Origin of the sequence: Cohnella sp. GbtcB17 (assembly GCF_019091135.1) — a bacterium.
Taxonomy (GTDB): domain Bacteria; phylum Bacillota; class Bacilli; order Paenibacillales; family Paenibacillaceae; genus Cohnella.
This window is the reverse complement of sequence record NZ_JAGXJW010000002.1, coordinates 44319-71301: the sequence shown is the minus strand read 5'-3', so window position 1 is coordinate 71301 and position 26983 is coordinate 44319. Positions and strand designations below refer to the sequence as shown.

Annotated in this window: 17 protein-coding genes and 1 pseudogene; 17 read left to right on the top strand and 1 reads right to left on the bottom strand. The window is 59.7% G+C overall.

The features are described 5' to 3' along the window. Positions 1-295: 295 nt before the first annotated feature. The 6 genes from KVT38_RS01165 (at position 296) to KVT38_RS01140 (ending at position 5738) form a co-directional block, all read left to right on the top strand. Positions 296-667 carry an antibiotic biosynthesis monooxygenase gene (locus KVT38_RS01165; protein WP_217591851.1) on the top strand — a complete coding sequence of 124 codons (372 nt, stop codon included), beginning with the start codon at positions 296-298 and terminating at the stop codon, positions 665-667. 146 nt (positions 668-813) lie between these two features. Beyond that, a complete protein-coding gene (locus KVT38_RS01160) occupies positions 814-1515 on the top strand; it encodes a response regulator transcription factor (RefSeq protein WP_217591850.1) in 702 nt (233 codons plus the stop codon). Continuing rightward, positions 1512-2438 carry a sensor histidine kinase gene (locus tag KVT38_RS01155; protein ID WP_217591849.1) on the top strand — a complete coding sequence of 309 codons (927 nt, stop codon included), beginning with the start codon at positions 1512-1514 and terminating at the stop codon, positions 2436-2438. The genes KVT38_RS01160 and KVT38_RS01155 overlap by 4 nt, the downstream gene beginning before the upstream one ends. Before the next feature lie 105 nt (positions 2439-2543). After that, entirely contained in the window at positions 2544-4055 is a 1512-nt protein-coding gene (locus KVT38_RS01150) for an alpha/beta hydrolase family protein (protein ID WP_217591848.1), read from the top strand. Next, positions 4052-4972 (top strand): ABC transporter ATP-binding protein, encoded by a 921-nt coding sequence (locus tag KVT38_RS01145; protein WP_217591847.1) that lies wholly within the window; start codon positions 4052-4054, stop codon positions 4970-4972. The genes KVT38_RS01150 and KVT38_RS01145 overlap by 4 nt, the downstream gene beginning before the upstream one ends. Further along, positions 4965-5738: an ABC transporter permease gene (locus KVT38_RS01140; RefSeq protein ID WP_217591846.1), complete on the top strand. Its 774-nt coding sequence runs from the start codon at positions 4965-4967 to the stop codon at positions 5736-5738. Before KVT38_RS01145 ends, KVT38_RS01140 begins: the two co-directional genes overlap by 8 nt. Positions 5739-6635: 897 nt before the next feature. Here KVT38_RS01140 and KVT38_RS01135 read toward each other — a convergent pair. Beyond that, a complete protein-coding gene (locus tag KVT38_RS01135) occupies positions 6636-8123 on the bottom strand; it encodes a DHA2 family efflux MFS transporter permease subunit (RefSeq protein WP_217591845.1) in 1488 nt (495 codons plus the stop codon). Between the two features lie 168 nt (positions 8124-8291). Here KVT38_RS01135 and KVT38_RS01130 point away from each other — a divergent pair, with 168 nt between their 5' ends. The 11 genes and pseudogenes from KVT38_RS01130 to KVT38_RS01085 all read left to right on the top strand — a co-directional run bounded on the left by KVT38_RS01130 (position 8292) and on the right by KVT38_RS01085 (position 26965). Continuing rightward, a complete protein-coding gene (locus KVT38_RS01130; RefSeq protein ID WP_217591844.1) occupies positions 8292-9188 on the top strand; it encodes a TetR/AcrR family transcriptional regulator in 897 nt (298 codons plus the stop codon). A 312-nt stretch (positions 9189-9500) separates the two neighbouring features. Continuing rightward, a pseudogene (locus tag KVT38_RS35490) lies at positions 9501-9746 on the top strand (phytanoyl-CoA dioxygenase family protein); the annotation flags it as partial. Between the two features lie 47 nt (positions 9747-9793). Next, entirely contained in the window at positions 9794-9988 is a 195-nt protein-coding gene (locus KVT38_RS34580) for a phytanoyl-CoA dioxygenase family protein (RefSeq protein WP_254638882.1), read from the top strand. 93 nt (positions 9989-10081) lie between these two features. Then, positions 10082-10375 carry a hypothetical protein gene (locus KVT38_RS01120; RefSeq protein ID WP_217591963.1) on the top strand — a complete coding sequence of 98 codons (294 nt, stop codon included), beginning with the start codon at positions 10082-10084 and terminating at the stop codon, positions 10373-10375. A 208-nt stretch (positions 10376-10583) separates the two neighbouring features. Continuing rightward, positions 10584-13496 (top strand): Ig-like domain-containing protein, encoded by a 2913-nt coding sequence (locus KVT38_RS01115; RefSeq protein ID WP_217591843.1) that lies wholly within the window; start codon positions 10584-10586, stop codon positions 13494-13496. Positions 13497-13788: 292 nt separating this feature from the next. Then, positions 13789-16002, top strand: coding sequence for a helix-turn-helix domain-containing protein (locus KVT38_RS01110; RefSeq protein ID WP_217591842.1), 2214 nt, complete (start codon positions 13789-13791; stop codon positions 16000-16002). A 309-nt stretch (positions 16003-16311) separates the two neighbouring features. After that, a complete protein-coding gene (locus KVT38_RS01105; RefSeq protein WP_217591841.1) occupies positions 16312-17868 on the top strand; it encodes an extracellular solute-binding protein in 1557 nt (518 codons plus the stop codon). A 76-nt stretch (positions 17869-17944) separates the two neighbouring features. After that, complete coding sequence (locus tag KVT38_RS01100; RefSeq protein ID WP_217591840.1) at positions 17945-18853, top strand: ABC transporter permease; 909 nt, start codon at positions 17945-17947, stop codon at positions 18851-18853. After that, positions 18847-19719, top strand: coding sequence for a carbohydrate ABC transporter permease (locus KVT38_RS01095; RefSeq protein WP_217591839.1), 873 nt, complete (start codon positions 18847-18849; stop codon positions 19717-19719). The genes KVT38_RS01100 and KVT38_RS01095 overlap by 7 nt, the downstream gene beginning before the upstream one ends. A 27-nt stretch (positions 19720-19746) precedes the next feature. Next, positions 19747-21015, top strand: a complete 1269-nt coding sequence (locus KVT38_RS01090) for a Gfo/Idh/MocA family protein (protein WP_217591838.1) — start codon at positions 19747-19749, stop codon at positions 21013-21015. Between the two features lie 118 nt (positions 21016-21133). Then, entirely contained in the window at positions 21134-26965 is a 5832-nt protein-coding gene (locus KVT38_RS01085) for a DUF4962 domain-containing protein (RefSeq protein WP_217591837.1), read from the top strand. Positions 26966-26983 lie beyond the last annotated feature (18 nt).

The window sequence follows — 26983 nt, the reverse complement described above, 5'->3', positions numbered from 1 at the left end:
TTATTTCGTGCGGACTCGGAAGCATGCAGCAGATAGTTGTTAAAAGGCAGTTATTGTGTTGCGGGATGCGAAAATATGACGTTTGAGCGGAAATTAGCGGCCTTTTGACAATTATTTATTGCGGATATGCGGATTGGCGGGGAAATAACTGCTTATTGACCACTATTTCAAATGAAGTCGGTTGCTTTGCGCCTCATCAAGCTCCACAGCCCCGCATCGCAACCAGCGCCGTTTGAGCCGCCATTCCCCCTTTGCTACAATAGGTACAAAACCGACATGGGAAGGAATGTTGTGTATGATCGTCGCCATCAATACCATCAAGGTGAAGTCGGGGCACGTCGCCGAAGTCGCCGAGCGCTTCAAAAATCCGAAGGGCGTCCAGCACGCGCCCGGCTTCGTCCGGATGGAACTGCTGACCGAATCGCTGGCGGAGCACGACGAGCTCAAAGTGTGCACGACTTGGGAAGACCGCGCGGCCTTCGACGGCTGGGTGAACAGCGATGCGTTTAAGCAGGCGCATGCACACGCCCGTCCGAAGCCTGAAGCGGGCGCCGAGCCGGGAGGGCATCCGGGCGGTCACGGGGAGCAAGCGCGTCCCGGCAGCGGCATCATGCTTGGCGCGAAGCTGAGCGTGCACGAGGTCGTTTTCGCTTATCCGTCGAATTAATCTTCTATATGCAATGACGCATGCCGGGAACCGCCTCAGGATGAGGCCGGTTCCTTTGCTTTTCTAGACGCAGGTCCATCGAAACGCACCACAGCGACGCCTATAATCGGAGGTATGAAATAGAAGTCAGGAAGGAGCCGCTTCCGATGAAAAGAATCTTGCTGGTCGAAGACGACGTCGAGATCAACGGGCTCGTCGCCAAATATTTGGCGAAGGAAGGCTTCGGGATCGATGCTGCCTATGACGGCGAAGAAGCGCTCGCCCGTATCCGGGAGCATGATTATCAGCTGGTGATTCTGGATCTGATGCTGCCGCGCGTAGACGGCCAAGGGGTGCTGCGTCGCATCCGGGCGAAGGGGACGATTCCCGTCCTGATTTTATCGGCCAAGGACAGCGAGATCGACAAAATACTCGGACTGGAGCTCGGCGCCGACGATTATATGACGAAGCCGTTTACGATCGGGGAGCTCGTCGCAAGGGTGAAGGCGCAGCTTCGCCGGTACGTCGATTTTAATCGCGAATCCGCGGACCGCGAGACGGGCTTGCTCGTGCACGGCGACTTGGCGCTGAACGCAGGCTCTTTCGAGGTGGAAGCAGCGGGCGAGAAAAAATCGCTGACCGCCAAAGAGTTTGCCATCCTTAAGCTGTTCATGACCTACCCGACGCGCGTATTTACCAAATCCCAAATTTTCGAGGCGGTCTGGCAGGAAGAGAGCCTGTCCGAGGACAACACGGTCATGGTCCATATCAACCGGCTGCGGGCGAAAATCGAACGGGATCCGTCCAATCCCGTCTATATTCAAACCGTGTGGGGCTTCGGCTACAAGCTTGGCGAGGCGCGCGCATGACGTGGCCCGGCATGCTGGTTACTGGCCTCCTTTTGGCATGCGCATACCTGCTTGTCCATCAGCGGCGTTTGATTCGCGAGCTCGGGAAGCTCAAGCGGACGACGGAGGAGCTTCGGACAGGCAATCTGAATCTGCGGTACCGCCTGCCCGCGCCGCGCAAACCCATCGAAGAGCTTAGCGGGGAACTTAACCGTCTGATCGACTATTTTCAGCGAACGACGGAGCGCATGCTCGTTCTCGAGGACGAACGCAAACGGATGATCGCGAGCCTCTCGCACGATCTCCGTACGCCGCTCACCTCCCTTCTTGGGTATATCGAGGCTTTGCGAAGCGATGCGACGCTGACGGAGGAGGAACGGACCGAATTCCTCCGCATCGTCGCCGACAAAGGCGGCTCGCTTTTGGAACGGCTGCAATCTTTTTTTGAGCTCGCCAGACTGGAGGCGGACGACGCGCCGTCCGAACTCCGACGAATGAATCTGGTCGATATCGTCCAGGAGGTGCTGCTCGGCTTTTACCCGGACTTTCAAAAAGCCGGGATCGAACCTTCGGTTCGTCTCCCCGATGCGCCCCTGCATGTTAGAGCAGACGGAGGAGGTCTTCGGCGCGTCCTCGAAAACCTGCTGTCCAACGCGCTGCGCTACGGGAGGGACGGCGGCGAGATCGGCGTTGCCGTGCGGGAGGAAGGGGACTTTGCATGGGTGGACGTATGGGATCGCGGCCGCGGCATTCCCCCGGCGGATTTGCCCCGCGTGTTCGAACGTTTTTATACGGGAGAGGATTCCCGGAATGCGTCGCTGCGAGGCACGGGGCTCGGCTTGGCGATTGCGAGGAACCTCGTCGAAAAGCAGGGCGGGCAGATTGCCGCGTCCAGTCGGCCGGGCGAGAAAACCGTGTTCTCGTTCAGTTTGCAAAAAGATTAGCCGCCTCCGGCCGAGAACGCCGGAAATGTAAGAACTTCGTTAGAAATAAGAGAAAGTCGCGTTAGGCCGCGTCGTTATACTGGGCTTCACAAAGGAGGAAGCCACATGAGAGAATTCGAAGTCGCACTGCTCGTCGCCAACTTGCTCGCCTGCCTGTCCTGGGCAAGCCGCAAGCGGCCTATCGTTGTCAAGCTCGGACTCACCGGCGTTAACGTCTTCGCGCTTGCTATCCATGGCGCCGCCGAAGGTTTTCGCGGCCAAATGGCATTTTCCTACGCATTCGTCGTATTGTACGCGGTCTACGCGGCGGCGAGCGCGAAGCTCCGGATGCCGAATCGCCTGTATGCGCGAATCGTTAAAGGCGCGGTTGCCGGCCTGTCTGCATTATGCCTTGGCTTGACTGCGCTCGCAGCCTACGCGCTCCCCGTATTCAAGCTTCCGTCGCCGACCGGCGATTACGACGTCGGCGTCAAGTACGCTTACCTGACCGACGAGAGGCGTGTCGAGCCTTTTTTGAAGGAAGCTTCGGCCATGCGGCAGTTGGCGGTCAAAATCTATTATCCGGCAACCCGTGCCGCCGGCAAGCCGTATGCCGCTTATTTTCACGATTCGCCTGGACTTGTCGAAGCGTTCGCCGCGGGCTACCATATGCCCGCTATCCTGTTCAAGCAGCTGACGCTCGTCAAGACGCATGCGCAAGAGGGCGTACCCGTATCGGGAAGGCAGGCGAGCTACCCTGTCGTCTTGTTCTCGCACGGCGGCGGTACGACGATGGAGGCGCATACCGCGCAATGCGAGGATCTGGCCAGTCACGGGTATGTCGTCGTGGCCGTCGATCACACTTACGTCGCGTCGGCGGCCGAGCTGCCGGGTCGCGTCGTGACGGACCGGGATGCGACGGCTTCGTTCGACGAAGGCGACCCGCTCGCGGCGATCACGCAGATCATGGCGGACGACGACAGCTTCGTGATCGACGAGCTCGCGGCGTTTAATGCCGGCGAGGCGGACGCGTTGTTGAAAGGCAAGCTGAACCTGCAGGCGATCGGCGTCGTCGGCCATTCGCTCGGCGGCGCGGCGGCTTACAATCTGGCCGTGCGCGATCCCAGGATCAAGGCCGCCGTCAATCTGGACGGCGCCGTCTACGTCGCATCCGACCCGACCAAGCGTATTGCGCCGCTGCTCATGCTGGCAAACGACGAGTTTCACCTGCAGGCGATCTCGGCGCGCGAGCCTTTGATGAAGAAGTGGGCGGATATGCCCGACGATGAACGGCAAGCCGTCGCGACGGCTTATGGCAGCCAACAAGCCTATGCCGAAATTTACGAGCGGCAGCGGCTGGCGATCGCCGGTCTGGCCGACGCCTTGAAGACTTCAGGCAACCTGTATTCGATCGAAGGCAGCGCCCATATGAAGATGTCGGATATCGGGTTGTACGTCGGGAGCGTATTTCGCCGCTTCGTCGGGATTAACGGAAGCACCTCCTCGGAACAATGCCTCGCCATCGTCCGGGCCGCGACGCTGACTTTTCTAGACCAACAGCTTAAACAGGAGCCGGACGCTTCGATGGACTCCGTCCTGCACCGATATCCGAAGCTTCACAGGGAGGCAAACCTATGACCTGCATCCTGCGCACGGAAGGGCTGACCAAACGCTACGGCGGCAAAACCGTCGTCGACAACGTCAACATGACGATTCGCGCCGGCGATATCTACGGATTCCTGGGGCAGAACGGAGCGGGGAAGACGACGACGCTGCGGATGCTGACGGGACTGATCCATCCCTCGGAAGGGAATATCGAATTGTTCGGGACCGCGCTGCAAGGCCATCGAAGCATGGCGATGTCGCGCGTCGGCGCCATCATCGAGTACCCGGGATTTTATCTGAACCTGAACGCGGCGGAAAATCTGGAGATTCACCGGCGCATGATGGGCATGGGCAACAAGGAGAGCATCGACGAGGCGCTCTCGATCGTTGGTCTGACGAGCGCCAAATACCAGAAGGTCAGAAGCTATTCGCTGGGCATGGAGCAGCGGCTCGGCATCGCCCCCGCCTTGCTGCATCGGCCGGAGGTGCTCCTGCTGGACGAGCCGACGAACGGACTGGATCCAGGCGGCATCAAGGAAATGCGACAGCTTTTCCTGGAGCTCGCGCGGAAGCGGGGCATTACGTTTTTAATATCCAGCCATTTGCTCGGCGAAGTCGAGCAGCTGGCCAGCAAGATCGGCATCATCCACGGCGGACGCCTGCTGGAGGAGATCGAGAGCGAGGCCTTGCGCCGGAAGACCCGGCATTGCCTCGAGATCAAGGTGACGGACGAACAGAAGGCCGCTTTTATTTTGGAGCAGAAGCTGGGAACGACCGATTATGTCATATCCGGCTCCGGCGGTTTGCGCCTATACGAATACGTTGAGGAGCCTGAACGCGTCAGCGCCGCGCTGGCGGCCGGCGGCGTCGGCGTCCGGGAATTGGCGGTGTCGGGAGATAGCCTCGAGGATTATTTTCTGAAACTGACGGGGGGCGGGCGGCATGTTTAACCGGCTGATCGCCGCCGAGCTGATGAAGCTGAAGCATACGAAAATGTACCTGCTCGTACTTGCGGGCGCGCTGCCGGCCAATCTGGTTACCTGGTCGGGATTTCTGCCGAGAGTGACCCCGGACGGCGCTTCGCCGGGCATCGATCTGCAGGATATGTTCTATCGTCAGGGCATGACGATGACGATCCTGGCGCCGTTCATGTTCGCGCTCATGATCGGCTATATCGTCTCGCGCGAATACCAGGAGCGCACGATCAACCAGCTGTTCGCCTATCCGGTGCCGCGGGTGAACATTCTTCTGGCCAAGCTGGCGACCGCGCTCTTGCTGATCTTCGTCACCTCGGCGCTCTCCAGCGTCTCGACGCTCGCGACCGCGCTTATCGCGTCGTTCACGCAGCCGATCGACACCGCGGCCTTGGGCGCGGGGATTCGCATGAACCTGCTTGCCTGCGCGCTCTCCTTCGGCACGGTGCCGTTGGCCGCGGCGATCAGCATGGTCGGCCGCAGCGTCATTCCCTCGACGGTGCTTGGCGCGCTTGCCGCGCTCGTCACTTTGATCGGGGAGATGGGGCACGGGGCGCGAGGCTTTTTGTTCCCTTGGCTCATGCCCTACTGGCCGGTCCGGGAGCTCGGACAGGGCCTTCAGGAGATCGATGCCGCGGCATACGCCGTGCCCGGAGGGATCATCCTGGCGGCGCTGTTCGCGATATCGCTCGCATTCTGTATCGTTTATTACGAAAAGGCGGAGATCCACAGCGGCTCCTGAGGGGAATCTGCGTAGAACCCACGCCGACCGCCGCTAGGAACGGCATGGGCCTTGCACGGGGGAGCGAAAGGCATGGAATAGCACAAATAATGTGCTATTCTGCAACTGGAGCCGCCGCGAACGGGCCAACCCGGCACCGAGACCGTGCTAACCATCCGGAATAGCACAAATATTGTGCTATTCTGCTCCAGGCGCCGGCGCGAACGGCGTCAGCCCGGCACGAGGCCGCGCTAACCATCCGGAATAGCCCAATAAATGTGCTATTCTGCAACGGGTGCTGCCGCGAACGGCGTCAACCCGGCACGAAGCCGCGCTAACCATCCGGAATAGCACAAATAATGTGCTATTCTGCTCCAGACTCCGCCGCGAACGGGCCAACCCGGCACCGAGGCCCGCGCTAACCTTCGGGAATAGCCCAAAAATATGCTATTCTGCAACGGGTGCTGCCACGAACGGCGTCAGCCCGGCACAAGACCGTGCTAACCATCCGGAATAGCACAAATATTGTGCTATTCTGCAACGGGTGCTGCCGCGAACGGCGTCAACCCGGCACGAAGCCGCGCTAACCATCCGGAATAGCACAAATAATGTGCTATTCTGCAACTGGAGCCGCCGCGAACAGGCCAACCCGGCACCGAGTCCGCGCTAACCATCCGGAATAGCCCAAAAATGTGCTATTCTGCTCCAGACGCCGTGGCGAACGGCGTCAGCCCGGCACAAGGCCGCGCACAATTATTGTGCTATTCTGCTCCAAGCGCCGCCGCGAACAGCGTCAGCCCGGCTTCAGGCACTCCCGCGAACAAAAAGGCGCTATACCACACCCAGCGCCGCGTTAAGCGACACTGGCGCAGCATAGCGCCATGAGGTCTAGCTTCTATTATTCAATTATCATTCGCTTTAATGCCCTGCCAGCATGCTCTCCTCCGCCCGCGTATCGCTTGCGCCGCTCTTCTGCGCGGCCGGCTTGACGCGGCGGATGAACAGGCTGAGCACGAAGCCGGCAATCGCGAAGCCCGAAGTGAGCAGGAAGGTGTCGCCGAACGCGCCGACGACCGCTTCGAGCGGGTTGGGACCTTTGTAGGCTGCCAAAACCTTGTCGCTGTGGGTGGACAAGTAACCCGTCAGACCGGCGACCGCGAAGGACACGATGACCTGCTGAGCCGAGTTGGTAAGCGGCGTGACGCGGCCGACCAGCTCCTTCGGCGCCGTATTGAGGATGTAAGTGTTCATCGTCATCATCGACAGCCCCATGCCGCAGCCGAGCAGGAACAGGTTGAGCATGATGACGTACAGCGGACGATCAAGCGTGATCTGCGACATGATGAGCAGCGCAGCGGAGATGAACACCGTACCTGTGATAACGATCGGACGAGCGCCGAACCGGTCGAACAGGCGGCCGCCGATCGGCATGCCGAGCATGGAGCCAAGCGCCTGCGGCAGCAGGATGAGGCCGGTCTCCAGCGGCGTATAGCCCTTGGCCTGCTGCAGCATGAGCGGGAACAGGATGATGGAGCCGAACAGCGCTGCATAGAGGATCCAAGACAAGATAATGCCTTGCGTGAAGGCGAAGCTCTTGAATACGCGCAGCTCCAGCAGTGGCTGGCGATGCCTCAGCTCGACGAAGATGAAGAGCAGGAGCGCTGCGCCGCCTACGATAAGGCCCGTTAACGTGCGCGCGGAGCCCCAGTCCGTGCCGCCCTCGCTGACGCCGAACGCCAGCATGGCGAATGCGATCGGACCGAGGATCATGCCGAGGATGTCAAGTGCCGGCGGCTTGCCGCGTTCGAACGCGGGCAGGTAGCGCCACGCGACGATCACGGCGGCGGCGCCGGTCGGCAGGGTGGTGAGGAAGGTCCAGCGCCACGAGACGTACTCGACAAAGTAGCCCGACAGCACCGGCCCCAGAGCCGGAGCAAGCAGGATCGGAATGCCGAGCATGCCCATGACCGCGCCACGCCTCTCCGGTGGCGAGATGCGGAAGACGAGCGCCATGCCGATCGGAGCGACCATGCCGCCGCCGATGCCCTGGATGACGCGGAAGACGACGAGCTGCTCCGTGTTCGTCGCCAGCGCGCAGAGCGCGGAGCCGAGCGTGAACATCACGATCGTCGCGATGAAGACGCGCTTGGAACCGAATTTGTCGGTCAACCAGCCGGCGAGGGGGATGACGGCCGACAGGGCGAGCGTATAGCCGGTGACGGCCCACTGCAGATGATGCAGCGTCGTGCCGAAGTCGTCGACGAGCGTCGGAATCGCGTTGTTGACGACGGTCGTGTCAAGGATAACCATAAACATGCCGATAATTACGGCGAGGAGCGGCGGCAGCAGCTTGAGCAGCGAGAAAGGCTCTGCTTGGGCGGGTGAGGCCGTGCGCGTGTTTGCCATAAGTACTCATTCCTTTCTGAATAAGGGCCTTCGCCTTGACGGAATTCCGATTTTCCGTTAACTTTTGACTAAGGGGTTTTAACAAAAACCGTTCAGTCATAAAAGGCTACAGGCCTATTTGTATCGTGTTAGACCGTCTTTGTCAATCCTTATTTTTCAGGAGGGCCTATGAGCATCCTTAAAAACAAAATTATAGAGTCGGCCGAGCGCATGTTCGCGGAGAAGGGCTACGAGTCGACTTCCATTCAAGATATAGCGGACGACTGCAGCATCGCCAAGGGCTCGCTGTACAAGTTTTTTCCTTCCAAGGAGGACCTGTACATCGAGATCATGGAAGTACACTTCACGCGGATCATGGAGGATGCCGAGCGGATTCGCGAGCGGACGGAGCTCTCTTCGCGCGAGCTGTTCGTCGAGGAGATCCGTCATCAGCTCGACTATTTTCTCAATCGCGGTTTGTTCGTCGCCAATTCGCTGAAGGAGAAGCCCGCGATTCCCGGCGACAAGCTCGGTCCGCTGATGTTCCGCAAGCGCGCCAAGCTGCTTAACTACTATCGCGGCGTGCTGCAGCGCCGGTACGGGGAGGCGCTCGAGCCGCATACCTGGGATGCGGTCATGATTCTGAACGCGATGGCGAAGGAGTATCTTCACCTGATCAAAATGTTCGCCAAGCCGATCTCGGAGTCGGCGTTGGCGTCGTACTTCGCAGACCGGATGGACGATCTGGTCGCGGGTCTGCTCTCGCGAAAGGCGGAGCCGATGCTCTCGGCCGACCTTATGAAGGAATTCGAGACCGAGAAGCTGGAGACGCTGCAGGAAGCGATCGAGCGCTGCGGCGCCCTGGTGCTCGAGCAAGCAGCCTCCACGATCCGCGAGTTGAGCGTGCCCAACGCGCGCAAGCGGGAGCTGGAGCAGATCCTCGAGCTGCTTCGGGACGAGGGGGAGAAAGAAAAGCCGCGGCGCTTCCTCGTCACGGCACTGCTCAACGAGCTCGCGAACGAGCACGAGCTTGAGCCGTATGTGGCCAAAATGCGTCGCTGGGCGATGCAGATGCTGCGGGATTAGAGACATGCGTTTGGAAGCAGGATAAGATAAGCATACTTTTCGTTAATTTTTGGCGAGTACGGGGACGGCGGGGCGCTCTATAATCGGTACTGCAACGATCAGAATCGAGGAGGCATCCGCGCATGACGCAGTCCGTACTGACCGATAACGAGGTAGCGTTTTATCGCAACGAAGGCTATTATCTGCACAAGAAGCCGCTGTTTTCCCCGGCGCGCTTCGCAGAGTTGACCGCGATCTTCGAGGATCAGCTTGCTCAAAAAGGGCGCCAAGCTGTCCGACGAGCTGAATACGCCGCATTTTCGCGACGAGCGTATGCTCTCGTTTTTGCTGAGCTACGAAGTGCTGAACTTGGTCGAGCCGATCATCGGTCCGAATATCGGACTGTGGTCGAGCCACTTTATTTGCAAGGACCCGTATGTAGGCCGGGCTACGCCTTGGCACGAGAATTCCGCCTACTGGAACGGACGGCTCAGCTCCTTCGACAATATCGTGACCGTATGGCTCGCGATTGACATGAGCAACCGGGAAAACGGCTGCATGCGCGTCTTTCCCGGCACCACCGGGGCGGATTTTCCGAATATGAGGACATCGATGCCGAACGCAATGTGTTCGCGACGCAAATCAAGGGCGAAGTGGACGAAAAGAAAGCCGCCTATTTCGAACTCGAGCCGGGCAAGTGCTCGCTCCACGATTCGCGCATCATCCACGGCGCCGAGCCCAGTACGAGCCCGTACAGACGTTGCGGCTACACGATGCGTTACTTTTCCACCTACCGCCTCAAAACTGCTCCTGCGCAATAGAATCGTGTCCGCAGACTTGTAACTTTGGCGGAATGCGGCAATAATGGAGTATCGTTAAAAATTAGGAGTGGTCGTTTGAAAAAGCAAAAACCGATGTCGATGGAAGAATTGTTAAAGGATCTGCAGGGCCAGCGTACGTTCCAGGAGGATCCGAATCATGTCTCGCTGGATAAGCTGTTTAACGAAGCGTTCATGAGCAAGTACACGAACTTCGATTCGTTCCTCGCATTTCTTGAGAAGGGCAATTTTCAAGTATACTCCCACGAGGATATCAAGAACCTCCATGAAGAGCTGTGGGAGCGGCACGTGGCCAGAGAGACCCGATTCGCCGACTGGAAGTCGATGCTCGATACGGCGAACGCCGAGTACGCTGGCAAAAAGGCGTAACGCATCCGGCTTGTGGCCCAACGGAGTTCCCCTGAGCGCGCTACCGTCAAGCGGGAACTCCTTAATAAAACTCTTATGGTCCTACCTCACCTCCACTCTCCTATAATGCGAACCCTCACGAGAGCGACAATTACGCTATCGTTTTTTGTCGTATTTTCCTTTATAGTAATTATTGGCATTCTACTAATTAAAGGAGGTTTATAAAGAGGTGCGCAGTTTTGTACATACTGCAATGAAAATACTTATGGCGGGGGCGCTCGCTTTCGGTTGGCTGGTCGGTTATCCGCTGACGGCAAGCGCGGCAGAACCGGATACGACGATCGTGACCGCTCCGCCCGTTCTATCAAACAGCACGACTGCGACGTTTACATTTTCTTCGTCTGCGCCGGGTGCCAGTTTTGAATGCAACCTGGACGCTTCGGTATTTACGGGCTGCACAACGCCGGTCTCCATTATAGGCCTTGCAGATGGAAATCATACGTTCGCGGTTAGAGCCGTTGACGGCATGGATGTCGATCAGAGCCCCGCTTTTTACGCCTGGACCGTTGATACGGTGCCGCCGTCGGCGCCGGTAATGGTTACTCCCGCAAACGGTTCGGTGATGAACAATACGTTCCCAACCTATTCGGGAACGGCCGAAGCCAACATGTCCGTGACTGTCGTCGTCGACGGCGCATCGTCCGTGCCGATGACCGCCGATGCCTCGGGCAATTGGTCATACACATCGGCGCTGCCGCTCGCGGAAGGACCGCATTCGGTACTCGCAAGAGCGAGCGACGGAGCAGGGAATACAAGTCCTGATTCGAATACGAACACGTTCACCGTCGATACCACGGCGCCTCCGGCGCCTGTCGTGACGAGCCCGGCCAACGGCTCGACGACGAACGATACGACGCCGACCTATTCGGGAACGGCCGAAGCGAACAGCATCGTCACGGTCGTCGTGAATGGAAGCTCAATTGGCACGACGCCGGCGAACGCTTCGGGCAACTGGAGCATGACGCAGTCGACGCTGCTAACCGACAGTTCGCACACGGTACGCGCAAGAGCAAGCGACGGGGCTGGAAATACAAGCGTGTATTCGAATACGAACACGTTTGCTGTCGATACGACGGCACCGCCGGCGCCGGTCGTGACGAGCCCGGCCAACGGGTCGACCACGAACGACTCGACGCCGACCTATTCGGGGACGGCCGAAGCGAGCGTGTCTGTGGCGGTCGTCGTTGACGGCGTCACGTTGGGGCCGGTGACCGCCGATGCCTCGGGCAACTGGACGTACACATCGGCAGGGCCGCTCTCCGACGGACCGCATTCGGTACTCGCAAGAGCGAGTGACGGGGTGGGAAATACAAGCCTGAATTCGAATACAAACACGTTCACCGTCGATACGACGGCTCCGGCGGCGCCGGTGACGGTTAGTCCGGCAAACGGATCGAAGACGAACAACGCCAGGCCGATCTTTAGCGGAACCGGGGCGCCGAACGTGGAAATAACAGTCTTCGTAGACATGGCCGGTATCGGTAACGTAAATGCCGACGCTGCTGGCAACTGGTCTTACACGCCGGCGGGCAACATCGTCGACGGTGCCCATACGGTGTGGTCGCAAGCGAAGGATGCAATCGGAAATTGGAGCCCGAATTCAAATACGAACGCCTTCATCGTCGATACGGTTGCGCCTCCGGCGCCGGTGACGACGAGCCCGGCCGACGGGTCGACCACGAACGATTCGACGCCGACTTTCACGGGAACGGCCGAAGCGAACAGCACCGTTGACGTCGTCGTGGATGGAACCTCGATCGGCACGACGCCGGCTGATGCTTCAGGCAACTGGAGTCTTGCGCAGCCGACGCCGCTAACCGACAGTTCGCACACGGTACTTGCCAGAGCAAGCGACGGGTCGGGGAATACGAGTCCGGATTCAAATACGAACACGTTCACCGTCGATACGACAGCCCCGCTCGCACCCGTCGTGACGATCCCGGCGAACGGATGGATAACGGACGATTCCACGCCAACCTACTCGGGAACCGCCGAAGTGAACAGCACTGTCACGGTTCTCGTTGACGGTGCTGCATCGGGCACGACAACTGCGAACGGCTCTGGAGCGTGGAGTCTCACGCAGCCAACGCCGCTTGCCGATGGTTCGCACAACGTGTCTGCGAAGGCGGCAGACGCGGTCGGCAATGTCGGCGCTTCCGCCGTAATCGTGACGTTTACCGTGAATACGGCCGTGACACCGCCACCTCCGCCGCCAGCGGTGTACCAGCCATCGCCCCGGCTGGAGCAACTGACGGCCAGGTCGACCAAGGATGACTCGGAGCTCGCGCTGACGCCAAGCTTCAACCGGGAGCAGTTCGCATACAGCGCGGAGACCGAATCGGCAGAGGCTACCCTTCGCGCCGTGTCGTACATCGCCGGCTCAAGCCTGCTGCTCGACGGAGCGGCTTGGAGCGGCGACAGCGTCGTGAAGCTGAACGAAGGCAGCAACGTGTTCACGATCCGGGTCGCTTCGCCCGGCGGTGCGCAGGATTACGTGCTGACGCTCGTTCGCAAGCGGGCGGTCGCCGAGTGTCCGTTCGTCGATCTTGAAGGGCATTGGTCCAAGAAGTATGTATGCGAAGCCTATTCGCGTTCGATCGTGAACGGGACGGACGCAAGCCACTTCACACCCGACCGGGCGGTCACCCGTGCCGAATTCGCGGTTATGCTCATGAACGCGATCGGCGCCGGTGCGCAGCAGGACACTGAGCCGGCAGCCGCAATCACCTATTCGGACGACGGCGAACTGCCGGATTGGGCGGCCAAGCTAGTTCGCGAAGGCACGGCGGCAGGCGTCCTGAAGGGATATCCGGACGGCAGCTTCCGTCCGGCGGCTCATATTAGCCGCGCCGAGATGGCATTGATGCTCGCGCGTGCCGCGAAATGGCAAACTGAGGAAGGAGCGACCTCGTTCAAGGACGATGCGAAGCTTCCATACTGGGCGCGCCCCGCGATCGGCGCCGCAGCTTCCAGCGGCATTCTGCTTGGCAGGGACAGCGGCAGCTTCGATCCGGAAGCGCCGGCGACCCGCGCGGAAGCGGCAACCGCCCTGCTCCGATTGGTGCAGTCGCTGCAAAAATAAACCGCACATCTGCTTGTCCGGATTCGGACGCCCCTCGATTGGATAAAGACGCGAGGGGCGTTTTTTTGCGCTTTCATCACGAAAACGTATAAAGACATAAAAAAGATTTGTCTCGAAATGCCTTCGGCTATTATCATGGACATAGGTCGTTTGCATCAGCCTCGAATCCGCAGGCATAAATGTAATCGCTTGGTAGCTGAATCCGTACGATGGTACTTAAATATAGGCAGCTCCCGCGGCACACCCTCGAGGGACGTCCGGGCGTACCGGCCATACAGACAGGATGATCATCATGAAGCTCCAGCCGCTGCGTTATTTCCGCAATCTGTCGACTACGCTTTTTTTGCGCCTCATGGCGGGCTTTTTGTGCATTATCATTCTCCTCGTATCTTTAACTGCGTATGCGCTTTCCGTATCCAAGAGCAATGTCCGGCAGGAGATCGTGAAATACAACACGCTCATGCTTGACAGCACGATGGAGAACTACGAAAAGCACTTCAATATCATCCGCCAGCAGATGTATCTCTTTTTGTTCAGCGACCGGGTACAGAAGCTGCAGCGGGAACCGAAGTACTCGGACTTCGGCGCCATTATCACGGACATCTTGTCACAGGTGTCCAACTCGAATCTGTATATCGCCGATATCGTTTTTTATTCCAAGTCGCATCAGTTCGTCATCGACAAGTCGGCGAGCACCACGCCCGACAATCTGTTCGACGTGTTCATGGCCGGCGCGAAATATCCGAAGTCGTTCTGGGACAAGCAGTTCGAGGAGCCGTACACGAATCGCATTTTTCCGGCCGACCGCTTTTTCTCGCATCTGTTCACCGGCCGGAAGGAGGTCGTCGGCGACTACATCCCGATGATCTTCAAGCGCGCGGACAACAAGGACTTCTACATGGTCGTCTTTCTCAACGCGAACAAGATGTACGACGCCTTCCACCAATCGCTTAACGACGACTTCGTCATCTACGGCACGGCGGGGGAGACGTTGTTCGAAAGGTCGCAGACGAGCGCTTTCCCGCCGCTCGACACGCTTGGGGCACGGGGCGGAGAGGCGTTTGTGCTGAACAACCGCTATCATTTTTATATGACCGGGGCCAGCGGCATGACCTACATGCATCGCCTGCCGGTTGCGCAGATGGCCTCGCAGACCCGTCTGAACCTGACGCTCGTCGTGCTGGTCGTCGCGGTCGTGCTGTTCAGCGTCGTCATCTCGCTCTTGATGGCCGCCCGCATCAACAACCCGTTCAAGCAGCTCGTCGCTTCGATCAGGGGAACGAGCGAGACGGCGCCGTACCGTTCGCGGATCAAGGAATTCGATCTGATCAACAGCCAGCTGCAGGATAAAAACAAGCTGATGCGGCAGTGGGCGTTTATTCATCTGCTGAAGGATATCCGGGGAGGGAGCGGCGGGGACGCCGCGAAGCTGGAGTTCGCGGACAAGCCCTTCGTGTTCGTCATGTTCCAGGTCGTCGAGAAAAAGGGCGCGAGCTGGGACGGCGGGACGTTCAGCAGCTGGCTTTACTATATGAAGGTATTTATCGAGGATAAGCTCAACCGCGTATTTCCGGATGCGCTGACAAATCAGGTGGAGTACAACCAGATTCTGAGTCTGGTGTTCATCGACCGGCTGGAGACGCTGCAGGAGCTGCTGCGGGAGATGAAGACGGTGTTCGATCAGGACCGGGACAGCGGCACGATCACGATCGCCGTCACGTCGATCTACGATCGCTCCGACCAGATCAGCGCCGCCTACAAGGAGGTGCGGGAGCGGATCGACGATCGCGGCCTCGTCGACGAGACGCAGATCGTGACGTCGTCCTCGAGCAGGGAGACCGAGATCGCCTTCACCCAGGAAGAAGAGGCCGAATTCCGGGCGAATCTGCGGGAAGGCCACGGCGAAGTGCTGGAGCGGCTTATGACCCGCTTCTTCGCGAAGCAGCGCGATCGCGAGCTGACGGCGGCCGCCTGGCTCGGCTTTGCCGAATCCGCGACCGAACGCATCCGAAGCATCGCGGCCGACCAGCTAGGCGCGCCTGCAGCGGACGCCATCCTGGAGAATGCGGAGCAGCGCATCGAAGGCTGCGTCACGATCGAGGCGCTTGAGCGTCTGCTGCTCGAATGGGTGCGGCGGACGGCGGAGGAGATCGAGGACAGGAAGGATCGCAAGGATACGGTGACGACGTTCGTCATGAATTACGTCAACGAGCATCTGTCGGAGGAAATATATTTGGACGCGCTCGCGGAAAAGCTGAACCTCAGCAGCGGCTACCTGTCGACTTACTTTAAGGAAAAGACCGGCAAAAACTTCGTCGAGTATGTGAACGAGACGCGAATCAAGGAAGCGGCATCCCTGCTCGTGAGCGGCCGCTCCAAAATCCAGGAAGTGGCGGAGGCGGTCGGCTATCGCAACATCGCGTCGTTCAACCGGATGTTCAAGAAGTACACGGGCCTGCGGCCCAGCGATTACCGGAAGAGCATGCAAGACGCTTCGGGGGAATGAAGCCGGCGGCGGCGGGGAACGGGCAAAGCCCGTCCCGCCGCCGCTTTTGCCTGTTTTTCGCCGTTTTTTTGCCTGTTTTACGGAAAGCTAATACTTTTTTAATGCGCCTCGAAAAAAATACAATTTATAAAGACAACCGATTATTTACCGGGCGGGCCCGGAGCGCCTACGATGGGAGCAAGCCGAAGGACGGCCGGGGCGACGCCGCCGTGCCGAACCGAACGGCGGTCACAACGCAGGACGGTTCGGCCGCAAGGCAGCTTGGTCGCAAGGCAACTAGGACTATATCCGAAAGGACGGGGTGTCGGAATGAAATCGTTGAAATGGACATGGGCGGCCGCAGCGGCGGTCGCGCTGACCGTAAGCGGCTGCAGCAGCAACAATAATAATGAGCCGGCCGCGAGCTCCTCGAGCTCCGCCGATGCAAGCGCATCCGCCAGCGCAGCTCAAAGCGGATCGCCGAGCGCGTCGGCAGCGCTGCCGGAACCGGCGAAGCTTCGCATTTTCACGGAAAACAACACGGCCTGGCCGCCCAAGCCCGACTGGGGCGTATGGAAGTGGGTCAAGGAAGAGACGAACATCGACGTCGAGCAGGTGCTCGCGACCGGTCCGGAATCGCTCGCGCTGGCCGTCTCTTCGGGCGACATGCCCGACGTGCTGTCCGTATTCCCGAACGACGTTCAGAAGTTCGGTTCCCAGGGCGCCTTCGAGGATCTGTCCAAGCATATGGACAAGATGCCGAACGTCAAGGCGTTCCTCGACAGCCATCCGGACGTCATGTCCCGCGTGGTGTCGCCGAACGGCGAGATCTACAGCATCATTAACGACGGCGCGGGCGAAGGCAGCCAGATGGTCTGGTTCTACCGCGACGACATCTTCAAGAAGAACAACCTCGAAGTTCCGAAGACGTGGGACGAACTTTATACGGTGTCCAAGAAGCTCAAGGAAATTTATCCCGACAGCTATCCGTTCCTGTTCCGCCACGGCCTGAGCACGCTCGATACGTTCGGACCTTCCTTCGACATCTATCCGGAGTTCTATCAGGATCCTGCCGATCCGACCAAGATGAAGTTCGGTCTCGAAGACCCGAACGCCAAGACGATGGTCGAATGGCTCAACAAGTTCGTGAAGGAAAAGCTCATCCCGCCGGACTGGCTGACGATGGACTACAAGGCTTGGACGCAGTTCATGTCGACCAACAAGGCGTTCGTCACCGTCCAATTCATCGGCCAGATCGAGATTATGAACAGCCAGCTGACCGACGGCCACCTGCAGTTCATGGCGCCTCCGATCGGCGCCGGCGACAAGCCTTACCTGCCGAAGGGCGGTCAAGAGGGCTACGGCCTTGCAGTCGCCTCTACGTCCAAGAACATGGATGCGGCCTTCCGCTATCTGGACTACATTTTCTCCGAGAAAGGCAAGGACATCCAGAGCTGGGGCAAGGAAGGCGAGACGTATACGGTCGTGGACGGCAAGCGCAAGTTCAACGACAACTACAAGGAAGCGAACGACCTGCGCGTCGTCTCCGGCATCCAGACCGCTGCGACCTACGGCTGGTTCGACTTCAATGCCTGGCTCTCGCTGGTCAAGCCGGAAGAGCAATATGCATACGTCGAGGCGCCGAAGTACCGGTTCCCCGTCGCCTACAGCCGTCCGAACCTGACCGCCGACGAAGCGGCCGCACTCTCGACGTCGAACGACCAGCTGTGGAAGTTCTGGACGGGCGAAGTCACGAAGTTCATCAACGGCGACCGGCCGCTCACCGAATGGGACGCCTTCATCAAGGAGCTCGGCAAGCATGATCTCGAGAAAGTCCGCACGACGTACCAGACGGCGCTCGATCGTCAGCTCGCGAATACGAAGTAAGCAACGATAGCAAGCAGCGGGGCCGGGCGATACGAGCAGCGCACGGCCCCGTGCTTTTCCGGGAAGGAGTAGCGTCATGAAGCAATCGGTTTTTTACCGCATCAAGCGCAATAAAGTCTACTTGCTGCTTTTGTTACCCACGCTGCTTTACTATCTATTGTTCCACTACGTCCCGATGTTCGGGATCGTAGTCTCCTTTATGGACTACAACCTGTTCAAGGGCATATGGCACAGCCCATGGGTCGGTCTCAAGCACTACCGGATGTTTCTCAGCAACCCCGACGCCTGGCTGATTGTCCGCAACACGCTCTTATTGGGTTTATATAAGTTTATTTTCGCCTTCCCGGCGCCGATCGCGCTGGCGGTATTGTTCTACGAGATGCGCTGGAAGAAGTTCAGGAGATTCGTGCAGTCCGTCAGTTATCTGCCGTATTTCCTCTCGAGCGTCGTACTGTCCAGCGTTATGATCATGCTGCTGTCCCCTAGCACCGGCTGGATCAACAAAGCCATTCAGTCTCTTGGCTACGAGCCGATCAACTTCCTGCAGCGGCCCGAATGGTTCCGGACGATCTATATCGCGTCGGATATCTGGCAGATGACGGGTTACGGTACGATCATCTTCCTCGCCGCGCTGGCGGCCATCGATCCGCAGCTGTACGAAGCGGCCCGGATGGACGGCGCGAACCGTTGGAAGCAGACGGTACACGTGACGATACCCGGCATCATCCCGGCGATCGTCATCATGTTTATCATGAGCATCAGCGGCATTATCAATATTCCGTTCGACAAGGCGTTTTTGATCGGCAATGCGGGCAATATGGACACCGCGGATATCATCACGACCTACGTCTACCGGATCGGCATTCTCGGCGGCGGCATGAGCTATGCGACGGCGATTAATTTGTCCCTGGGTCTTGTTACCATGCTGCTCGTCTATTTAACGAATGCCGCAAGCCGCAAAGTGGGGGAAACGAGTCTATGGTAAGAACAGGGAAAATTGGCGTATTCGACGTCGTCAACTTTTTGCTGCTGCTGTTCGTCGCGATCGCCATGCTGTTCCCGTTCCTGCATATGGCTTCCGTCGCGATCAGCTCGCCGGAATATGTCGTACGCAACGAGGTCAGCTTCTTTCCGAAAGGTCTGCAGTTCAACGCCTTGCAGGCTGTGTTCGAAGACAAGCGGCTGTGGATCGGCTACCGCAATTCGATCGGCTATGTCATACTGGGCCTTTTTATATCGATGGCGCTGACGATTACTGGCGCCTATGCGCTCTCGCGCCGGGGCCTCGTTTTCTACAAGCCGATCATGCTGTACATCGTGTTCACGATGATGTTTCACGGGGGAATGATTCCGTTCTACCTGGTCGCGCGCTCCTACGGACTCATAGACACGATCTGGGCGATGGTGCTGCCCAACGCGATCGTTACCGTCTGGCTTATCATCATGCGGACGTTTTTCTCCGGAATGCCTGTCGAGGTCGAGGAGTCGGGCCGCATCGACGGCTTGTCGGACTTTACGGTGCTGACGCACATCGTGATGCCGTTGTCCAAGCCGGTGCTGCTGACGATCGGCATGTTCTACACGGTTGCGATCTGGAACGACTTCCAGAGCGCGCTGCTGCTCATCCGCGAACCGAACCTGTTCCCGCTGCAGCTCGTCATTCGCAATCTCGTCGTCGTCGGGCAAGCGGGCGATGTGCTGGAGGCAACGACCAAGGACGGTCACAAGGTCATTCTCGAATCGTTGAAATACGGCATCATCCTGCTCGGCTGCTTGCCGGTCCTGATCATCTATCCGTTTATTCAGAAGCACTTCGAGCAAGGCGCCATGATCGGCTCCGTCAAGGGCTGATCGATGCGTCAAAAGGAGCCGGACATCATGAAAACCGTAACGGCCGCCGTCATCGGCGCCGGAGGAAGAGGCAGAGAGTACGCCCAGTACGCGCTCGATCAGCCCGGAGAGCTGCGGATTACCGCCGTGGCAGAGCCCGACCCGATCCGGCGCGAGGCGTTCGCCGACCGGCACGGCATCGACCCGTCCATGTGCTTCGACAGCTGGGAGGCGCTGCTCGCCGGGCCTCCCGTCGCGGACGCGGTCCTCATCTGCACGCAAGACCGGATGCACTACGACCCTGCCGTCAAGGCGCTCGAGCTCGGCTACCACGTGCTTCTCGAAAAGCCGATGTCCAACGACCCGGGCGAATGTGCAAGGCTCGGCCAGTTCGCGAGGCGCACGGACCGGGTATTCGCCATCTGCCACGTTCTTCGTTACACGCCTTTCTTTTCGACCGTCAAACGGCTGCTGAACGAAGGGCGGATCGGCGAGCCCGTCACGATCGACCTTATTGAAAATGTCGGCTACTGGCATCAGGCGCACAGCTTCGTCAGAGGCAACTGGCGCAGAGCCGACGAGTCCAACCCGATGATCCTCGCCAAAAGCTGCCACGATCTCGACATTCTGGTGTGGCTGGCCGGCGCGGACTGCGACACGCTGTCTTCCTTCGGCGGGCTCAGACACTTCAGGGCGGAGAACGCGCCGCCCGGCGCGCCGTATCGCTGCCTGGACGGCTGCCCGGTCAGCGACGAATGCCCGTATTATGCGCCCGATATCTACCTGAACAACGAGGACAAGGTGTCGGAGCGGATTCTTCGCGGCGCGATCAGCCACGATACGAGCGAGGAAGGCGTGCTGGAGGCGCTGCGCACCGGACCTTACGGCAGATGCGTCTATCGCTGCGACAACGACGTCGTCGGCCACCAGGTGGTCGCGATGGAATTCGCGAACGGCATCACGGCGACATTTACGATGACCGCCTTCACGACGGACGGGGGCCGCACGCTCAAGATTATGGGCACCCGCGGACAATTGCGCGCGCATATGGCCAAGAACGCCATCGAGATTTCCGATTTTAAAACCGGACGCGTAGAGACGATCGATCTGGAATCGACCGGGCTGAATCACGGCGGCGGCGATCTGGGCATCATGCGCGACTTCACGCGGCTCGTACGAGGGGAGGGGGACGGAGCCAGCTTGTCTTCGGCCGACGTATCGGTGCAGAGCCATATGATGGCATTCGCCGCCGAGCAGTCGAGGCTTGAGCGCAAGACGATTCCGATTCGGGATTTGATCGCATCCGTAAGCGTTTAGAATCGATGGCGGCTCTCTGCGGAGAGCCGTCCTTTAGGCGATGAAAAATGGCAAGCGCTTACAGTAATTGGGATTAAAACGGAATCGTACAAATTCGGATCGAAAGGGATGAAGTGTAGTGACGATTTACGGGAAGTTGAAAAAGCAAACCGCAATTGTATTAGCTTTCACGATGCTGCTTGGACTGCTTGGCGCAGGTTGGCCGGCAAGTATGACGCCGAAGGCCGCGGCAGCCGACTCGGGTTGGCCCGCGAACGTGCTCGGCGGCACGAACATGCCGTTCCGGCCGACGGATTCCCTCGTCACGACGCAGAACCCGCCCGACTTCAGCTGGCCGTTCGTGACCGAAGCGGACAAGTACGACGTCCAGGTCAGTCGCGATTCGTCCTTCTCGACGGTCGCGCACGAGAACGACGCGATCCAGTTCAACTATTACAATTTCCCCGTGACCTTCGATGCCGGCACCTGGTACTGGCGCGTCCGCTATCACCAGGCGAGCGGCGCTTGGTCCGATTGGAGCACGACGCGCAAGTTCCGCATCGACGCGGACAACGTGCCGTTCGCGGTGCCGGCGGTCGAGACGCTCATGAGCAAGGTATCCACCGCGCATCCGCGCGTTTGGACCACGCCGGCCGAGCTCGCCGCCTTCCGCGACCTGCGGCTGACCGGCAACTCCAAGACGGTGTTCGATCAGACCGTGACCGCGTATAACGCCAGCGCGAACAAGCCGTTGCCGGCCGATCCGACTTTCCCTTACATGAACAATGAAGTGCCTACGAACAGCGACGCTTACGTCGCTGCGCAAGGGGTGCTGAAGAAAACGGCGGAGGACGCGCTGAACGACATGCAGAACGCAGCGTTCCTCTACTTGGTGACAGGCAACACTACGTACGGCAACCGCGCCAAGGCGCTGTTGCTGAATCTCGCGACCTGGAATCCGAACGGCGCGACGAGCTACCGGATTCACGACCAGGTGCACCGCTCCATCGCCTATCGCTCGGCGATCGCGTACGACTGGCTCTATCCGCTGCTGTCGGAGAGCGACAAGATGCCGGTACGCAACATGATCAAGGCCCGTACCGACACGCTGGTCCAGAATTATCTGACCAATAACGGCTTCTATAAGTTCCCTTACGACTCGCACGGCTGGACGATCGTCGGCTATATCGGCATCATCGCGACCGCGATGCTGAACGAGATTCCGGAAGCGGCCGATTGGTACAAGCTGTCCGTGCCGCTGTTCATCAACGTGCTGCCGCCGTGGGGCGGCGAGGACGGCTCCTGGTCGCAAGGGACCGGGTACTGGCAATGGTCGTCCGGATCCAATAAGGAATTGATGGACGTCCTGCTGAGCTCGGGCGCGATTAATCTGTACGACAAAGCCTTCTCGCGCAACGAGGGCCTGTACCCGCTGTACATGTTCCCGCACGGCAGCCCGATCGGCGTGTTCGGGGACGACTCGCAATATACGCCGGGCGCGCCTAGCGTCAGCTTGCTGACCCGCATGGCCGATATCTACGACAACTCGCGGCTGAAGTGGGAGGCGCAGGCGATCGGGGCCAAGTCGACCGGCCTGACGGATTACTTCTACCGGGCCGACGACGTCGGCAGCCAGCCGCCGGTCGACCTGCCGAAGGGCATCTGGTTCCCGGATACCGGCGCCGTCGCCATGCATTCGGAGCTGTACGAGACCGACCGCACCTCGCTTTATTTCCGGTCGAGCCCGTACGGCACGTACAACCATACGATGTCGGACCAGAACTCGTTCGTGCTGAACGCCTTCGGCGAATCCCTGGCCGTGAAGGCCGGCTACTATGATTTCTACGGCAGCAAGCATCATTCCAACTTCACGCGGCAGACCTACTCTGCCAATGCGATTACGTTCGACGGCCGCAAGGGGCAGGGGAACGACGATATATCGGCCGACGGCAAAATTCTCGGCTTCGTGACGAGTCCCGACTTCGACGCGACGAGCGGCGATGCCACCGCAGCGTACAAAGGCGGCTTGTCCAAGGCCGTCCGTCACATCATTTACGTGCGTCCGGATGTTTATGTCGTCATCGACGACCTGGCGACGAACAAGGACGGCGGGTCCCAATTCGAATGGAACCTGCACGCCGACGACAATCTGACGATCGATCCCGATAATAAAGGCGCGACGATCGCCAAAGGCGACGCGAACCTGAAGGTGCAATTCTACGGCCAGGAGGCGCAGAGCTACCATACGACCTACGAGACGAAGTATCTGGGGCCGGACGGCGTATCGTATCCGCCGACAGGCTCGTTCTCCGGCAAGTCGCAGATTCACGCGGCGTTCATCACTCCGCGCGAGAACCAGGCCAAGATGATCGCAACGCTGGCACCGTACAAGCGCGGCGATGCACCTGCGAATGTAACGTCTACCGAGTACGCGGACTATTTGAAGCTCGCGTTCGAGGACGGCACGTCGGTATACGTCCGCAAGACGGACGGCGGCTTGGTCGACACCGGCGCGGACGGCGTGCAGTTCGACGGCGCGGCTGCGGCGATCAAGGGCGACTCGGCGCTGCTCGTCGTCGGCACGAAGCTCGTCAAGGACGGCGTGACGCTGATCGACAGCGATACGGCTGCGACGATCTCGTACGGCGGCGACCGATTGTCCGTATCCGCTCAGGCGGACGTTCAAGTGACGCTGGCTGCGAACGGACTGACCGCGGTGCGCGACGCCGACACCGGCAATGCGATTCCTTCAGGCGGCACGGTTGCCGGTGGCTTGAACAACCGCGGGGTTCAATGGACGTTCGCGGGCGACAAGCTGACGATGCACGTGGAAAAGGGTCAGCGCGCGTTCAAGCTGAACGCCGCTCCGATGCCGGGTCCGCTGTCGCCGGTCACGCTGCAGACCGAGATCGATGGCGTCGCCGGTTCGGTCACGCTGCAAGCGTACCGCGACGTGAACGGAGACAGCGTCGCGTGGGGACAGCTGTCCAACGAACAGGGCTTCTATGAAGTGCTGGAAGCGCCGGAAGGCTTTTCGTTCCAGAAGTACGGCAAAATCTCGAGCGGCCTCATCGACGCCAACGCATCGATCCTGCTGAAGGGCGACACCGGCGTTCTGAAGCTGACGAATATCGGCCTGGGCGACCCGTTGCAGACGGAGCAGTATCAGGATGCGGATCAGACGCGGCAGACGATGGGCATCGAATGGCAGGAGGCCGAGCTGTACACCGAGTGGAAGGGCACGAAGCAGCCGACCGTTTACGACACGCGCAAGTTCCTCTCGGGCGGCAAAGGCGTGAGCAACTGGGATGCGCTCGGCGTATCGCTCAAGTGGAAGCTGAACGTGCCGGAGGACGGCGTCTACGACCTGGTCGTAAAGTATGTGGCGGGCTGGGACGTAACGACGCCCGACACGGATTCGATCCGGTACGTGAAGCTGGGCAACGAGATCGATTATTTTAAAGTGCCCAAGACCGAGAGCTTCGGCTCGCTGCCGGAACAATGGCGCGGACTTCGCATCAGGACGGGCGTGCCCCTGTCCGCGGGCGTCGTCGACCTGACGATGTATCATGCGCTAGGCGGCATGAACCTGGACTGGATCGGCCTCGTCAAGGTGGGCGACGACGAGACGCGTCCGAGCGCGCCGGCCGGTCTGAAGGAAGTGTCCCAAGGCGACGGCGAGATCACCCTGGGTTGGGAGCCGTCCACGGACAACGTGGAAGTCAAAGCTTACGAAATTATCATGGACGGCGTTAAAGTGTTGACGGTGCCGGCCGACAACAACGAAGCGACGGTTGCCGGACTGGCTTCGGGACAGGAATACGCCTTTATGGTCAAGGCGGTCGATACGAGCGGCAACCGCTCCTTCGTCGCGCCGGGCGCAGAGCCGCTGCGTATTTTGAAGAAAGATTCGATTCCGCCGGTATGGGGCGAGGATGCGGCTGTTCATACGCAGTTCCTGTCTAGCGACATGGTTCGGCTGACGTGGGAGCCGGCGATCGATAACGCGGGCAAGACGAGCGGATACCGGGTGTACCGCGTCGAGGACTCGGTTATGTCGGTAGTCTATGCGACATATAGCACGACCGTCGACATCGGCGGCCTGCAGGCAGGCGGCACATATACGTTCAAGGTCGAGGCCAGGGACAATCAGGACAATGAAACGAAAAACGGACCTGACGTCACCGTCACGCTGCCGGAATCCGTGAGCATCCCTGTGTACGACACGTTCGATAACTGGCCGGCCGGCGAAGTCGCAAACGGCAATGGCTGGGAATACACGAAGACGGGCGACACGTCCGTAAGCGTCGCCGAATTGCCGGAGGGCGGCAACGCGCTCGTGGCGCTGGACAACTACTTCCCGTCCTCGGACCAATATGCGTCGTCTCCGGTGCTGCGGAAGATCATCCCGAACACGGGCGGCGGCAAGCTGACCGTCGAGACGCGGACAATGTTCTCCAAGGTGGACCACGACGTAGGCAACTACTTGTTCGATCTGAGCGGCAACGGCAAAGTTTTTGCGGGCTTCGTCGGCTTCTCGGACGGGGGGATCGGCTTCCAGAAGATGGTGAGCGGCGTCTCGACGAACATCCGTCTGGCGGAAGGTTACCAGCAGCCGAAGGATCGCTGGATGACGATTCGCTGGGACATCGATTTCGACGCCAAGACGTACGACCTGACCGTTCAGGAGGAAGGGCTTAAAAACTATGGCGGCCTGCCTGTCGCCGGCGGCGAAGTGGACCGCGAGACCGGCGTCTATCGCGTTGACGACATTCCGTTCCTTGATACGAGCGCTACGCTCAAGGGCTTCGAGATGCTCCGCTTCTCGGCCCAGCGGTATACGGGCAAGTACGCGTTCGATTATGTAGCGATCTATCCGACGGATGCGGTCAAGACGAGTCTGCCCGCGCCGAAGCTGCGCCTGGCGTCACAGACGGACGACTCGGCGACGCTCGCCTGGGACGGCTCGGCCGATCCGGCAGTGAAGGCCTATGCGATTTTTCAGGACGGGACGCTGAAAACGACGATCCCGGCCGGTACGAATACGGCTACGCTGACGGACCTGACGCTTGGCTCGACGTATGCATTCTCGATTCGGGCGGTCGATCAAAACGATAAGACGTCGCCCGAGGTAAGGAGCCTGAGCGTTCTGCTCGAGGGCGGCTCGGAGGAGCCGGAGCCGTCCGCGTCGCCGGAGCCGTCTACGTCGCCGGAGCCGTCGACAGAACCATCTATGTCGCCAGAACCATCAACATCGCCGGAGCCGTCGACATCGCCGGACCCAGGCCCGGAGCAATCGCCGGATCCGGGACCGACGTCTCCGCCGCAGTCGTCGCCGACGCCAACTCCGACGCCATCGCCGACGCCAACCCCGACGCCGTCCGCGACACCGACGCCGGCACCGACATCGGGCGCCGCCATCTTTAAGGATGTCGACGCAAAATACGGCTGGGCCGACGAAGCGATCGGCACGCTTGCCGCTGCGGGTATCATCCAGGGCACGGGCGAGGCGACGTTCGACCCGGCCAAGCCGATCACGCGCGCGGACTTCATGACGCTGCTCGTGCGCATGCTCGGGCTCGAAGCGGACGTGAACGGAGCGGGCAATTTCGCCGACGTATCGCCGGACGACTATTTCTACAACACGCTGGCCGTCGTGAAGAAGCTCGGCATCACCAACGGCGTCGACGGCGTCCGCTTCGATCCGAGGGCGGAGATCTCGCGCCAGGATATGATGGTGCTGATCGCCAGAGCGCTGCAGCTTACAGGCAAGCTTGATTTGACCGGCGCCTCGGCGGACCTGGCAACGTTCAAGGACGGAGACGACGTCTCCCGCTACGCCAAGGAAGCCGTCGGTACAATGGTCGGCGCCGGCATCATCCAGGGGAGCGGCGGGCTGTTGAAGCCGGACGCCTCCGCGACGAGAGCCGAGACTGCGACGATGCTGTACCGCATTTTCAAGCAGCTATAGCGCGGCGGCACTAAATGG

Bases quoted from the DNA above. Each gene is read 5' to 3' on its own strand.
- KVT38_RS01135 (WP_217591845.1), bottom strand. From the start codon at position 8,123: ATGGCAAACACGCGCACGGCCTCACCCGCCCAAGCAGAGCCTTTCTCG.
- KVT38_RS01105 (WP_217591841.1), top strand. From the start codon at position 16,312: ATGAAATCGTTGAAATGGACATGGGCGGCCGCAGCGGCGGTCGCGCTG.
- KVT38_RS01120 (WP_217591963.1), top strand. From the start codon at position 10,082: ATGTCGATGGAAGAATTGTTAAAGGATCTGCAGGGCCAGCGTACGTTC.
- KVT38_RS01110 (WP_217591842.1), top strand. From the start codon at position 13,789: ATGAAGCTCCAGCCGCTGCGTTATTTCCGCAATCTGTCGACTACGCTT.
- KVT38_RS01100 (WP_217591840.1), top strand. From the start codon at position 17,945: ATGAAGCAATCGGTTTTTTACCGCATCAAGCGCAATAAAGTCTACTTG.
- KVT38_RS01165 (WP_217591851.1), top strand. From the start codon at position 296: ATGATCGTCGCCATCAATACCATCAAGGTGAAGTCGGGGCACGTCGCC.
- KVT38_RS01155 (WP_217591849.1), top strand. From the start codon at position 1,512: ATGACGTGGCCCGGCATGCTGGTTACTGGCCTCCTTTTGGCATGCGCA.
- KVT38_RS01150 (WP_217591848.1), top strand. From the start codon at position 2,544: ATGAGAGAATTCGAAGTCGCACTGCTCGTCGCCAACTTGCTCGCCTGC.
- KVT38_RS01090 (WP_217591838.1), top strand. From the start codon at position 19,747: ATGAAAACCGTAACGGCCGCCGTCATCGGCGCCGGAGGAAGAGGCAGA.
- KVT38_RS01145 (WP_217591847.1), top strand. From the start codon at position 4,052: ATGACCTGCATCCTGCGCACGGAAGGGCTGACCAAACGCTACGGCGGC.
- KVT38_RS01160 (WP_217591850.1), top strand. From the start codon at position 814: ATGAAAAGAATCTTGCTGGTCGAAGACGACGTCGAGATCAACGGGCTC.
- KVT38_RS01130 (WP_217591844.1), top strand. From the start codon at position 8,292: ATGAGCATCCTTAAAAACAAAATTATAGAGTCGGCCGAGCGCATGTTC.
- KVT38_RS01140 (WP_217591846.1), top strand. From the start codon at position 4,965: ATGTTTAACCGGCTGATCGCCGCCGAGCTGATGAAGCTGAAGCATACG.
- KVT38_RS01095 (WP_217591839.1), top strand. From the start codon at position 18,847: ATGGTAAGAACAGGGAAAATTGGCGTATTCGACGTCGTCAACTTTTTG.